The sequence below is a fragment of the Bradyrhizobium sp. AUGA SZCCT0177 genome, assembly GCF_018130125.1.
Lineage (GTDB): Bacteria > Pseudomonadota > Alphaproteobacteria > Rhizobiales > Xanthobacteraceae > Bradyrhizobium.
In genome coordinates this window covers 191,731-203,941 of record NZ_JAFCMA010000013.1, presented here as the reverse complement: position 1 = coordinate 203,941, position 12,211 = coordinate 191,731, and the positions used below count along the sequence as shown (strand labels likewise).

General features: G+C 63.2%; 12 protein-coding genes. 6 read left to right on the top strand and 6 right to left on the bottom strand.

All coding sequences use genetic code 11. The features are described 5' to 3' along the window. Positions 1-181 precede the first annotated feature (181 nt). The 3 genes from JQ597_RS17575 (at position 182) to JQ597_RS17565 (ending at position 2,918) form a co-directional block, all read left to right on the top strand. A complete protein-coding gene (locus tag JQ597_RS17575) occupies positions 182-928 on the top strand; it encodes a 2OG-Fe(II) oxygenase (RefSeq protein ID WP_212265504.1) in 747 nt (248 codons plus the stop codon). 29 nt (positions 929-957) lie between these two features. After that, positions 958-1,611: a DNA oxidative demethylase AlkB gene (gene alkB / locus JQ597_RS17570; RefSeq protein ID WP_212265503.1), complete on the top strand. Its 654-nt coding sequence runs from the start codon at positions 958-960 to the stop codon at positions 1,609-1,611. A 68-nt stretch (positions 1,612-1,679) separates the two neighbouring features. Then, the gene (locus tag JQ597_RS17565; protein WP_212265502.1) at positions 1,680-2,918 is read left to right on the top strand and encodes an MFS transporter; all 1,239 of its coding nucleotides are present in this window, start codon (positions 1,680-1,682) and stop codon (positions 2,916-2,918) included. An 86-nt stretch (positions 2,919-3,004) separates the two neighbouring features. Here the strand turns inward: JQ597_RS17565 and JQ597_RS17560 are convergent, their stop codons facing one another. The 6 genes from JQ597_RS17560 to hpaH form a co-directional block, all read right to left on the bottom strand. Continuing rightward, the gene (locus JQ597_RS17560) at positions 3,005-4,633 is read right to left on the bottom strand and encodes a thiamine pyrophosphate-dependent enzyme (protein ID WP_212265501.1); all 1,629 of its coding nucleotides are present in this window, start codon (positions 4,631-4,633) and stop codon (positions 3,005-3,007) included. Between the two features lie 28 nt (positions 4,634-4,661). Further along, entirely contained in the window at positions 4,662-5,531 is an 870-nt protein-coding gene (locus tag JQ597_RS17555; protein WP_212265500.1) for a fumarylacetoacetate hydrolase family protein, read from the bottom strand. A gap of 9 nt (positions 5,532-5,540) precedes the next feature. Beyond that, entirely contained in the window at positions 5,541-6,524 is a 984-nt protein-coding gene (gene hpaD / locus JQ597_RS17550) for a 3,4-dihydroxyphenylacetate 2,3-dioxygenase (RefSeq protein WP_212265499.1), read from the bottom strand. Between the two features lie 124 nt (positions 6,525-6,648). Further along, entirely contained in the window at positions 6,649-8,184 is a 1,536-nt protein-coding gene (gene hpaE, locus JQ597_RS17545; protein ID WP_212265498.1) for a 5-carboxymethyl-2-hydroxymuconate semialdehyde dehydrogenase, read from the bottom strand. After that, positions 8,177-8,575, bottom strand: coding sequence for a 5-carboxymethyl-2-hydroxymuconate Delta-isomerase (locus tag JQ597_RS17540; protein WP_212265497.1), 399 nt, complete (start codon positions 8,573-8,575; stop codon positions 8,177-8,179). The genes hpaE and JQ597_RS17540 overlap by 8 nt, the downstream gene beginning before the upstream one ends. Positions 8,576-8,605: 30 nt before the next feature. Beyond that, a complete protein-coding gene (hpaH, locus tag JQ597_RS17535) occupies positions 8,606-9,412 on the bottom strand; it encodes a 2-oxo-hept-4-ene-1,7-dioate hydratase (RefSeq protein ID WP_212265496.1) in 807 nt (268 codons plus the stop codon). A gap of 134 nt (positions 9,413-9,546) precedes the next feature. Between hpaH and hpaR the strand changes: the two genes are divergently transcribed. The 3 genes from hpaR to JQ597_RS17520 all read left to right on the top strand — a co-directional run bounded on the left by hpaR (position 9,547) and on the right by JQ597_RS17520 (position 12,208). Beyond that, complete coding sequence (gene hpaR / locus JQ597_RS17530; RefSeq protein ID WP_212265495.1) at positions 9,547-10,077, top strand: homoprotocatechuate degradation operon regulator HpaR; 531 nt, start codon at positions 9,547-9,549, stop codon at positions 10,075-10,077. 213 nt (positions 10,078-10,290) lie between these two features. Then, positions 10,291-11,388 (top strand): malate/lactate/ureidoglycolate dehydrogenase, encoded by a 1,098-nt coding sequence (locus JQ597_RS17525; RefSeq protein WP_212265494.1) that lies wholly within the window; start codon positions 10,291-10,293, stop codon positions 11,386-11,388. Between the two features lie 40 nt (positions 11,389-11,428). Next, complete coding sequence (locus JQ597_RS17520) at positions 11,429-12,208, top strand: HpcH/HpaI aldolase family protein (RefSeq protein WP_212000601.1); 780 nt, start codon at positions 11,429-11,431, stop codon at positions 12,206-12,208. Positions 12,209-12,211 lie beyond the last annotated feature (3 nt).

Genomic DNA, 12,211 nt, shown 5'->3' with positions numbered 1-12,211 from the left:
CGCCTTGTCGTCTTCGCCAATGCCGTAATCAGGTCCGGACAGCCTTGGAAAGGCGCTAACGCCTCTTGACAGCTAACACGGTAGATCCCGGCCCCCGTGCGCAATTGCGCACTAGGCCGGGACGACACCGTTAACGGAAATCGGGTGGCGTGATACGGCGCGACTTGCGAAACTGCCCGCCATGAAAGCAACCGCAAAAACCACCGACCTCCGCCCATCCCCCGACATCGCCGCCCGCGTCGATGCCATCGACTGGACGCAGGTGACGGCCGATCTCGACGGGCAGGGCTGCGCCGTGCTGAAGGGTTTGCTGTCGCCGGACGAATGCCAGGCGATCGCGGCGCTGTATCCTGACGACAGCAGGTTCCGCAGCCGCATCGTGATGGGGCGTCACGGCTTTGGCCGCGGCGAATACAAATATTTCTCCTATCCGCTGCCCGACCTGATCGCGGAACTGCGCCCGGCGCTGTATGCGCGGCTGTGCGGCATTGCCAATCGCTGGAACCAGACGATGGGCACCGATATCCGCTATCCCCTGGCGCATCAGGCGTTCCTGAAACGGTGCCACGATGCCGGGCAGGTGCGGCCGACGCCGCTGCTGCTGCAATATGGGCCCGGCGATTACAATTGCCTGCATCAGGATCTCTATGGCGAGCATGTGTTCCCGCTGCAGGTCGCGATCCTGCTCTCGGAACCGGGGCGCGATTTCACCGGCGGTGAATTCGTGCTGACCGAGCAGCGGCCGCGGATGCAGTCGCGGCCCGAGGTGGTGCCGCTCGCACAAGGCGACGCGGTGGCATTTGCTGTGCATCACCGCCCGGTGCAGGGGACGCGCGGGTTCTATCGCGTTAATCTGCGCCATGGCGTCAGCCAGATCCGGTCCGGCCATCGTCATACTGTCGGCGTGATCTTTCACGACGCCAAGTAATTCACCACGCCATGTGAGTGCGAAGCGAATTGACTGCAGATTTGTTCGACGCCATCGCCGATGTGCAGCCGTCGCGGGAAGCGATGGCCGACGGCGCCGTGCTGCTGCGCGGTTTCGCGCTGCGCTTTGAAGCCGATCTGATCCCGGCGCTGCGCGAGATCGTGGCGCAAGCGGCGTTCCGCCATATGTCGACGCCGGGCGGTCATCAGATGTCGGTGGCGATGACCAATTGCGGCAATGCCGGCTGGGTCACCGATCGCACCGGTTATCGCTATGACGGCATCGATCCCGAGTCCGGCCAGCCGTGGCCGGCGATGCCCGCGGTGTTTCGCGAACTGGCCGCCGAAGCGGCGACCGAGGGCGGCTTCGAACACTTTTCACCCGATGCCTGCCTGATCAACCGCTACGAGCCGGGCGCCCGGATGTCGCTGCATCAGGACAAGGACGAGCAGGATTTTGCCGCGCCGATCGTCTCGGTGTCGCTCGGGATACCGGCGATCTTCCTGTTCGGCGGATTGAAACGCAGCGACAAGCCGGCGCGGTTTCGGCTGGTGCATGGCGACGTCGTGGTCTGGGGCGGGCCGTCGCGCTTGTTTTTTCACGGCGTGGCACCGCTGGCCGACGGTGAACACGCCGTATTGGGCCGCCAGCGCATCAATCTGACCTTCCGCAAGGCGCGCTGACGCGGGCTTACCGGCTTCCCATCGAAGTTTCGTCTGGTCTATGCTCTCCGCCGGGCGGGGAGCGAAATATGACCACGACTGAAGTAAAGGCCGGCAGCGGCGCGGGCGCCAGCCGCACCGGCATCTACCTGGCCGTGCTGCAACTGATCTTCACGCTGGGCTGGACCACTTACGTCATCTATCTGCCGAAGCTCGCAGCCCAGGTCGGGATCGCACCTGGCATGGTGATCTTCATCCTGATGCTCGATCAGGCGATCTTCACCATCACCGACACCGCGATGGGAATTGCGGCCGACAGGATCGCACCCTTTATCGGCCGGCTCGGAGTCTTTGTCGGCATCCTGACCGCGATCTCCTGCGCGGCGTTCGTGGCGTTGCCGTTCGTGGCCGGCACGGGTCCGGGCGCACAAGCCTGGTTCATCGTGCTGATCGTGATCTGGGTCGTGACGTCGTCGGCGTTGCGTGCACCGCCGCTGACGCTGCTCGGCAAGCATCGCGCGCGGTCACAGGTGCCGCTGCTGGCGGCGCTGGCGATGTTGGGTTACGGCCTGGCCGGCGCGATCTCGCCCTATCTCGGCACGGTGCTGCGCAACCAGGATCCGCGGCTTCCGTTCCTGATTTCGGGCGTCGTCCTGCTGCTCACCACGCTTGCGCTGTCGAAGGTCGAGCGGGACGCTGCGGCGCAAGCGCCCGCCCCGAGCGAGACGGCGGTCCCAGCCAAAGCGCTCAGCACGATCCCGATGTTCTTCGTCGCGTCGATGGTGATCCTGTCGCTCGGCTATCAACTGCATTTCAGCCTCAACAGCTCGTCGTTCTTCCTGCGTTTCACGACGCAAGATCAGTTGCAGTGGCTGCTGCCAGTGTTCTGGATCGGCTTTAACATCGCGATGTTTCCAGCGAGCGTCGTGGTCAAGCACCGCGGTGGGTTGTTCGTGATGGGTGCGGCCGGCCTGTTCGGCGCGTTGGCGGTGCTCGCCGCCGAGCTGTCAGGCAGCCTCAACATCCTTATTGTTGCGCAGTTCGTGGCCGGCGCGGCCTGGGGTTGCATGCTGATGAGCGCGGTATCGGCGGCGCTGGCGATCGGGGACACCGGCGCCGAGGGCAAGGTGATCGGGCTGATGTTTTCAGCGCTGGCACTGGCGACCTTTGCGCGGATGGCGGCGGTCGCCGGCGGCCTGCAAAAGCTGCCGGAATACGCGCCACTGTTGCACTGGGCGCCGGTCGCCTGCTGGGCGGTTGCGGGTGCGGGCCTGTTGGTAATCGCGGCTTCGCGAATGCAGCGCAGTATGCAGGAGCGGAGAGTTTAACAGTCATTCCGGGGCGCGCGTTAGCGCGAACCCGGAATCTCGAGATTCCGGGTTCGTCGCTTCGCGCCGCCCCGGAATGACGACACTTACGGCATCGCCGGATGGATGAACTTCCACGGACTGACTTCAGAGTCGGTCGGCACTTCCACCGAAATCACATACGGCCCGCCATCGGCCAGCGCCTTTTCCAGCGCCGCACGAAAATGATCGGGCGAGGTAACGCGCGCGGCACCGACGCCGAAGGATTCGGCGAGCTTGACGAAATCCGGATTGACCAGATCGGACGCCACCACACGGCCGTCGAAGCGTTCGCGCTGGTCGCGGCGCACATTGCCGTAGGCGTTGTTGTTGAAGACCAGCGTCACCACCCCGATCTTGAACTGCACGGCGGTCGACAGTTCCTGCACGCCGAACATGAAGCCGCCGTCGCCGGTTATCGCGACCACCGGCCGGTCCGGATGCGCGACCTTGGCGCCGAGCGCGGTCGGGAATCCCGAACCGAGCGTGCCCTGATAGCCCGAAGTAATGAAGGTGCGCGGCTCATAGATCGGAAAGCCGTACCAGGAGGCGAAGCCGACCTGCGACAGCTCGTCGGTGACGATAGCATTCGGCGGCAGCACCTCGCGCAGGATGTTCAGATAGGCCATCTGCGGCTGGACCTTCTGGATCTCCTGGTGCGCCGCGGCGGTGGCTTCGCGGATTGCGGAACGCCTTCCGCTGGTCCTGCTGTAACCAGCCTTCTTCACGGCCGCGACCAGATCGGCCGTGCCGGCCTTGGCGTCCGCGACCACGGCGGCGTCCGGCGTCAGCCGCCGCATTTCCGACGGATCGATATCGATACGGATCGACTTCAGGCCGGCCGGCTGGAACGGCCATCGGAATCCCGAAGCTGGCAATTCCATGCGCGTCCCGATTCCGATCATCAAATCGGTCTGCGGCCACAATTTGTAGGCCGCCGCCATCGTCAGCCCGAGTTCATGCGCATTGGAGACGATGCCGCGGCCGCTGCGGAACGCCACCACGGGCGCATCGATCATTTCGGCCAGTTCGAGGATTTCCTCGCGTGCATGGATCGCGCCGCTGCCGACAAAGATCATCGGCCGCTTGCTGCCGGATACCAGCGCGGCCGCCGCTTTGATGCGGTCAGGGTCAGGCTGTGGCGCCGGGAAGAGATCGAACGGAGTCGAGCTTGCCACCTGCGCACGCTGCGTGAACACGTCCCACGGCATTTCCAGCGACACCGGACCGCGGCGCCCCGACAGCATTTCCTGGAATGCGCGCGAGACCTTTGCCGGGGCGTCGTCGGGATATTCGATTCTATCAGCCCATTTGACGAAGGTGCGCAGCGTTGCGAGTTGGTCCGGCATCTCGTGCAGATGGCCACGGCCCTTGCCGAGAAACGCCGTCGGCACCTGGCCGGTCAGGCATAGCACCGGCTCGTTACAACCGAACGCCGTCAGCAGCGCCGCACCGGCGTTGAGCACGCCGGGGCCGGGCACCACGCTAAAGACGCCGGGCTTGCCGCTGGCGCGCGCATAGCCAAAGGCCATATAGCCGCAGGCCTGCTCGTGCCGCGCGCCGATCACTTTCAACTGCGCCTGATGGAAGGCGTCGAACAGCCCGTAGACCTGCGCGCCGGGCAGGCCGAACACGGTATCGACGCCGTGCGCGACGAGGCCGTTGACGATCGCTTCGCCGCCGGATGTTGAAGTCATGTCACCGTTCCATCATTGCAGAGATTGTTCAGGCCTCGTCGGCCACACCGTTGCGCAGCATGCCGACGCCTTCGGCTTCGACCTCGATAACGTCGCCGGGCTTGAGGTAGCGCGGCGGATCGAACCGTGCGCCGGCCCCCGTCGGCGTTCCCGTCACGATGACGTCGCCGGGCACCAGCGTGGTGAAGGTCGAGATGTAGTTGAGGAGATAACGGAAGCCGAAGATCAGCCGCGAGGTGCGGTCGTCCTGTCGCGTCTCACCGTTGACCTTTGTGGTCAGGCGGACATCTGCGATCTGCGATTCACTGGTGTAGGGAACCAGCCACGGGCCAAGGCTGCCGGTGGAATCAAAGTTCTTGCCTTGAGTGACATTGAACTTGGCATGCCGCACCCAGTCGCGGATGGTGCCCTCATTACACAGCGTCACCGCGGCGACGTGATCCAGCGCGTCACTCTCCTTGATATGGCGGCCGGTCTTGCCGATCACAAGCACCAGTTCGCCCTCGTAATCTAGCTGCGGCGACGCGCGCGGACGCACCAGCGGCGCGTTGTGGCCGACAAAGGAGCGCGGCGTGCGCATGAACATGCTGGGGAACTTCGGCGCGTCCTGGCCGTCCTTGTATTCGGCGTTGCGGTCCGGATAGTTCACGCCGATGCAGATGATCTTTTCCGGCGCCGGGATCGGCGGCTGCCATGTGATGGCGTCGAGCGCATGGTCCGGCGAGCACTTTGCGGCGTCCTCGACCAATTTCATCAGCGCACCGGCGGCGATGGCTTCACGCAGCGTCGGATATTCTTGTCCGAAGCGCGCGGAGAGATCGACGATGCCGGTGTCGGTGACGGCGCCGTATCTGGTGGCGCCGCCGATCGAATAGGTCGCGAGGCGAGGTGAGGTCATCTGGGCGTCCTAATCCGCGATCGTGACATCGGCGACGAATGCCGGTTCGCGCACCGCCTGCCCCGTGAACGGCGAGCCCTGCTCGAACCAGGAGCGCGGCGCCGGTGCGCCCCACAGCGTTTGCCGGCGCGGATCCCTGAGCGACCAGCGCAGCGGCTCATGGTCGTGATCGCCGGTAAAGTAGTCGCTGGTGTAGAGTTCGAGCCGATGGCCGTCGGGGTCGCGGATGTAAAGGAAAAACGCATTCGAAATACCGTGGCGGCCGGGGCCGCGCTCGATATTCTTGAGGAAGCCGCTGGAAGCCATCACGTCGCAGAGATGCAGCACGTTCATCGCCGTCGGCACCCAGTAAGCGAAATGGTGCAGGCGAGGGCCCTTGCCGTTGGTGATGGCAAAATCGTGCACGTTGCCCTTGCGGTGCATCCAGGCTGCCGCGATGCGTCCGTTCGGGCCGTCCTCCTCGCCATATTCGGTCAGCCGGAAACCCAGCCGGGCGTAGAAATCGACGGTGCCTTGAACTTCGGCGGCGAAGACGTTGAAGTGATCGAGCCGCTGCGGATGGCAGCCCTTGTAGAGGTCGTAGCGCCGCAGCAGGTGCGGGCGCTTCTCCATTGTCGCATAGAGTTCGATCTGGAAGCCGAAAGGATCGGTGAAGTGCAGCGTGCGGCCCTGGAACGGCTGCTCGGCGAAGGCGTAGGGGATGCCGTTCTCGGAAAAGAAGCTCGCGGCCTTGTCGAGGTCGCCGTCATTGCCGACCTTGAAGCCGAGCCGGTTGCAGGCCGCCGCCTGTGCCTTGCGCAGCACCAGCGAGTGATGCTGATGCTCCTCGGCGCCGCGCAGATAGACCGCCTTTTCGTCGCGGTCCTCGACATGGAGGCCGACGGTCTTCTCGTAAAAATCGCTGCTGGCGTTCAAATCCGTCACGTCGAGTACGGCGTGGCTGGAGCGGATGATGTTGAACGGCGGATCGAAGATGTGTGTAGGTACCGGCATGGCGTTTCCCTGGTTAGCTGTCATTCCGGGATGCGCCGTAAGGCGCAGGCCCGGAATCCATACTCCCGATCGTGGTTATGGATTCCGGGCTCGCCGCTGCGCGTCGCCCCGGAATGACGAGTCGTTAAATCCCCAGTCTCTGAATCTTGTGCGTCCCGCGCGCCAGCGAGACGTGTTTGGTTTCCATGTAGAAGTCGAACGAATAATCGCCGCCGTCGCGGCCGATGCCTGATGATTTCATGCCGCCGAACGGGGTGGGCAGATGGCGGACGTTTTCGGAGTTGAGCCAGATCATGCCGGCTTCCAGCGAATCCGCGACGCGCAGCGCGCGGCCCATGTCGCCGGTCCAGACGTAGCCGGTGAGGCCGTACTGTACGCCATTGGCGATTTCGATCGCGTCCCTCTCGTCCTTGAACGGAATCACGGTCAGGAACGGCCCGAATACTTCCTCCTGCGCGACGCGCATCTTCGAATGCGCACCTGTGACCAGCGTCGGCTGGACATAATGCCCGCCGCCGGGCCCGTCATGCGGTCTACCGCCAACCGCGATGGTCGCGCCGTCCTTCTGTGCGACCTCGAAATAGCTGCAGACTTTTGCAAGATGCCGCTCGTGGATCAGGGGACCGATCTCGGTGACGGGATCGAGGGGATGGCCGACCTTCAGCGCTTTCACCCGCGCTGTCAGCTTCTCAATGAATTTTTCGGCGATGCCCTGCTGGACCAGCAGTCGGCTCGACGAGGTGCAGCGCTCGCCATTGAGCGAGTAGATCATGAAGACCACCGCATCGAGCGCACGGTCCAGATCAGCGTCGTCGAACACGATCACGGGGTTCTTGCCGCCGAGCTCGAAATGCACGCGCTTCAACGTCGGCGCGCCCTGCGCCATGATCGCCGAACCCGTCGAACTCTCGCCGACGAACCCAATCGCCTTGATCGCGGGATGCTCGGTCAGCGCCTTGCCGGCCTCTTCGCCGATGCCATGGACAGTGTTGAGCACGCCATCGGGCACGCCGGCCTGTTTTACCAGTTTTGCAAGGAGGTCAGCCGTCACCGGTGACCATTCCGCGGGCTTGTGCACGACGGTGCAGCCGGCGGCGAGCGCCGGCGCGATCTTCCAGGTCGACAGCATGAACGGTGTGTTCCACGGCGTGATCACGCCGACCGGACCGATCGGCACCCGTGTCGAGATGTTCCAGTGTTCCTCGCTCGGCGTGTTGCGCCCGTCGCGAGCCTCCGCGCATTTATCGGCGAAGAAGCGGAAATTCTCTGCAGCGCGGATCGCCGCCTTGGCCATGAAGCGGTGGGCCTGCCCGGTATCGATGCATTCGAGCACGGCGATATCGTCGGCGCGGTCTTCGATGGCGTCGGCGACGCGATGCAGCAGCTTCTTGCGCGTCGTCGCCGGCATGTCGCGCCAGGATTTGAACGCCTGCGACGCCGCCGTGGCGGCGCGGTCGATATCATCAGGATTGCCGCGCGCAACGGAGGCCAGCACCGCGCCATCGACCGGCGATTTGGTCTCGAAAGTTTGCCCTGATGTCGACGGCACCACCTTGCCATCGATCATGTGCCCGATGCCCTCGGCCTTCAGTTTCGCGAGCAGGGGAGCTGCGCGGTCGCGATTGGCCTGAAACACGTCTTTCGGGGTGACCTTATCCATTGACCGTCTCCACCTTCAAAGCTTCGTGGATGTTGTTGCGCTTCCAACTGGTTTCCTTGTCGTTGATCTGCATGTCGAACGACAACGCGAACTTTGTTTCCTTGAACACCGGATCGAGGTGGGCGGACAGCGTCTTGAAAATGTGCTCGCCGGCCTTCTTTCGCGTGGCAAGATTGCGGCCTTCACCGAGTCGCAGCACCATGTCGAGGAAGCCGTAATTTTGCCTGTTGTCGGCGATCGCGTAGTGCTCGCATCTGATCGCGCGGACACGGATGCCTCCGAGCGGAAAGATGCCGGTTTCAACCGCGGCCTTGCGCACCAGTTCCACTACCGCACCCATATCGACGCGCGCATCGAGATTGGCGGAGTATTCGATCGTGAAATGCGGCATGTCGGTACTCCAGCGTTTATCGCAAACATATCAAGCGAAGTAACAGCTCACCGAGCCGTAGGGACCATAGTCGGCCTGGATCGTGTCGCCTTTGCGGGTCTCGATCGGGCGAATGAAGGATCCCGCCAGCACCACTTGCCCCGCTTCCAGCGCCAATCCATTGGGCGCGATCTTGTTGGCGAGCCAGGCCACGGAGGTTGCGGGATGGTTGAGCACGCCCGCGGCAAGCCCGGTCTCTTCCAGCTGGCCGTTGCGAAAGCACAGCGCGCCGATCCAGCGCAGATCGGCGTCCATCGGGCGGATCGGCCGGCCGCCGAGCACGATGCCGGCATTGGCGGCGTTGTCGGCGATGGTGTCGAAGATCTTTCGTGTCGCTTTGGTTTGCGGATCGACGCGTTCAACGCGGGTATCGAGAATTTCCAGCGCCGGCACCACAAAATCGGTGGCGTTGAGCACGTCGAACATCGTGCAGTCGGGGCCCGAAAGCCGCGTCTTCATCACGAACGCAAGTTCGGCCTCGACGCGGGTCGCGATGAACCGGTCCGATGGCACGAGACCCCCATCGGCAAAGAACATGTCGTCGAGCAGGATGCCGGAATCCGGCTCGTTGATATTGAGCGCGCTCTGCATCGCCTTCGAGGTCAGGCCGATCTTGTGGCCTTTGACAATGCGGCCCTGCGCGATCTTCATCTCGACCCACGCCTTCTGGATGGCGTAGGCGTCGGCGATGGTGATGGCGGGGTGCTCGAGCGAAATCTGCCGGATCTGCGTGCGGGTCTTTTCCGCATGGTCCAGCCGCTCGGCGGCGGCGCGAATCTGGTCGGTGGAAAGGGCCATTTGCTCTCAGCAAAAAGATGGTGCCGGCAGATGATTAACATGTTAAGTGAAATCGATCAAACCGAATTAGCGCTTGCTGCACCGCAAAACTTTATTCCCTTTGATCAGCATTACTGATGGCGGACGATTGGCGGATGGCACGGAAGAAATCGCAGACGGAATCCAGCACGGAAACGGCCGAGACGGTGCGGCGCGCGCCGATGCGCGACTTTTCGCGTTCGCTGCCGATGTCGCTGCTGCGCGCTCGCGAAGCCGTGATGCGGCAGTTCCGGCCCTCCTTGCGCAATCACGGCCTGACCGAACAGCAATGGCGGATCCTGCGCGCGCTCACGACCGTGGATGCCATTGAAGTAACCGAGCTGGCGCGTGTCGCGTTTCTGCTGGGACCAAGCCTGTCGCGCATCCTGCGCGACCTCGAAGCGCGCCAGTTGATCGAGCGCCGTACGGCCAAGGCCGATCTGCGCCGCGCCGTGGTGTCGATATCAGCCAAGGGATTGAAACTGATCGAGGCGGTGGCACCGACCTCGGAAGCGATCTACGCCGAAATCACCAGCCGATATGGTGCCCGCAAACTTGCCGAATTGCAGGACATGCTGGGCGTGCTGGAACGCAGCCTCGTGGCCATGGAAGTGGCAGGCGAGGAAAGCGGCGAGATCGAGGAGTGAGCACAAATTTGCATGATGCTACCGGCGCCACGCATAGCGGCCAGGCAAATGATTGCAATCATTGCCCGAGCGCGACTGAGGCCATAGACACGCGCGCCATTTTTCGCTCAAAGTGCAGCCAAGCTGGTCGTGAAAACCGGTGCGGGAGCTAGCGGTTTCGTCGCGGGATGATGCGGCTGGACCGAAAGACGAAGAACAGGCTGAACTCCAGACATGGTCACGATCCAAGTCAGCAATTTGATCGATTTCGTTGCCGAGGTCTTTTCCCGTTCGGAATCCTCCGCCGAAGAAGCAAGGCGCATCGCGACCTACCTGACAACAGCCAATCTCACCGGCCATGATAGCCACGGCGTGATCCGGGTGCCGCTCTATGTCAGCTGGAAGAAAACGGGAAGGGTGGTTCCCGATCAGACCGTCGAAATCGTGGTCGATACGCCTTCGCTTGCGGTCGTCGATGGCAAGTTCGGGTACGGACAGACCGTGACGCCGCAAGCGGTGCGGATCGGCATCGAGAAATGCAAGAAGGCGGGGCTGGCCGCGATCGCGCTGCGCAACGCCGGCCATATCGGCCGCGTCGGCGACTGGGCGGAAATGGCCGCGGCCGAAGGCCTGGTGTCGGTACATTTCGTCAACGCCGCCGGCTCGTTGCTGGTTGCGCCCTATGGCGGCGTCGAGAAGCGGCTGTCGACCGCGCCCTATTGCGTCGGCATTCCGCGAATGGGCCAGGATCCGATCGTGCTCGATTTTGCGACCTCGGTCGTCGCCGAAGGCAAGGTGCTGGTCGCGAGCCGCGGCGGCAAGAAATTGCCTGAGGGTGCGTTGGTTGATGCCGACGGCACACTGAATGAAGACCCGGCGGTGCTCTATGGGCCGCACAGCGCGGAAGGCCCGCGCGATCACACCAAGGGCACCGGCGCGATCCGCGCGTTCGGCGAGCACAAGGGCTCAGGGCTCGCCTTCATCTGCGAACTGCTCGGCGGCGCATTGACCGGCACTGGTGCTACTTCGGCGGACCGGCAATTCGCCAACGGCATGCTCGCGATCTATGTCGATCCCAAGGTGATCGACACCAGTAATTTCTTCGACGGCGAAATCTCGCGCTATGTCGACTTCATCCGGGCCACCAAGCCGGTCTCAGGCGTTGACGCCGTGCTGATCCCCGGCGACTCCGAGAAGAAAATGCGTGCCGACCGCACCAACAACGGTGTGCCGCTGCCTGATGACACCTGGGCAGCGATCGTCAATACCGCCCGCGAGGTCGGTGTCAGCGAGGTCAGTATCCAGCGGGCGGTGAGCTCGGCTGTTCAGTGAAATCCACCGATTGCAACGATCACAAAAGGAAACGCGATCAATGACTACAAACAACGTCAAGAAAGTCTGGGCTTCGGGCAAGGCCGTGGTCAACGCCTGGCTGGCCATCCCGTCAGGGTTTTCGGCCGAAGTGATCGCGCAATGCGGCTTCGACAGCGTCACCGTGGATATGCAGCACGGTGTGCAGGACTATCAGTCGATGGTGCAGTGTTTCCAGGCGATGAACGGTCACCCGGTGACGCCGATGGTCCGCGTTCCCTGGAACGAGCCCGGCATCATCGGCAAGGTGCTCGACGGCGGCGCCTATGGCGTGATCTGCCCGATGATCAACACGCCGGAGGAAGCGAAGAACCTGGTTCAGTACGCGAAATATCCGCCGAAGGGCACGCGTTCGAACGGCCCGATCCGCTCCGGCATGTACGGTTCCGCCGGCACCTATCAGCAGACCGCCAATGACGAGATCGTGCTGCTGCCGATGATGGAGACCAAGACCGCGGTCGAGAACATGGAAGCGATCCTCGATGTCGAGGGCATCAACGGCGTCTATATCGGACCTTCCGACCTCGGCTTCTCCTATGGCCTGGTGCCGAAGCTCGACCGCGAGGAGCCGGAAATCCTCAAGATCTATGAGAAGATCATCAAGGAATGCGGCAAGCGCGGTCTGCACGCTGGCATCCATTGCTCGGGCGCAGAAGGCGCCGTCCGCGCGATCAACATGGGCTTCAAGCTGGTGACGCTGTCCAACGAGAGCGGCCTGATGGCGACCTACGCCAAGATGCAGGTGAACCAGACCCGCAAGGATTCAGCCGGCAAGGCGTAGCTC

Bases quoted from the DNA above. Each gene is read 5' to 3' on its own strand.
- JQ597_RS17575 (WP_212265504.1), top strand. From the start codon at position 182: ATGAAAGCAACCGCAAAAACCACCGACCTCCGCCCATCCCCCGACATC.
- hpaD (WP_212265499.1), bottom strand. From the start codon at position 6,524: ATGCCGGTACCTACACACATCTTCGATCCGCCGTTCAACATCATCCGC.
- JQ597_RS17520 (WP_212000601.1), top strand. From the start codon at position 11,429: ATGACTACAAACAACGTCAAGAAAGTCTGGGCTTCGGGCAAGGCCGTG.
- JQ597_RS17565 (WP_212265502.1), top strand. From the start codon at position 1,680: ATGACCACGACTGAAGTAAAGGCCGGCAGCGGCGCGGGCGCCAGCCGC.
- JQ597_RS17525 (WP_212265494.1), top strand. From the start codon at position 10,291: ATGGTCACGATCCAAGTCAGCAATTTGATCGATTTCGTTGCCGAGGTC.
- JQ597_RS17555 (WP_212265500.1), bottom strand. From the start codon at position 5,531: ATGACCTCACCTCGCCTCGCGACCTATTCGATCGGCGGCGCCACCAGA.
- JQ597_RS17560 (WP_212265501.1), bottom strand. From the start codon at position 4,633: ATGACTTCAACATCCGGCGGCGAAGCGATCGTCAACGGCCTCGTCGCG.
- JQ597_RS17540 (WP_212265497.1), bottom strand. From the start codon at position 8,575: ATGCCGCATTTCACGATCGAATACTCCGCCAATCTCGATGCGCGCGTC.
- hpaE (WP_212265498.1), bottom strand. From the start codon at position 8,184: ATGGATAAGGTCACCCCGAAAGACGTGTTTCAGGCCAATCGCGACCGC.
- hpaH (WP_212265496.1), bottom strand. From the start codon at position 9,412: ATGGCCCTTTCCACCGACCAGATTCGCGCCGCCGCCGAGCGGCTGGAC.
- hpaR (WP_212265495.1), top strand. From the start codon at position 9,547: ATGGCACGGAAGAAATCGCAGACGGAATCCAGCACGGAAACGGCCGAG.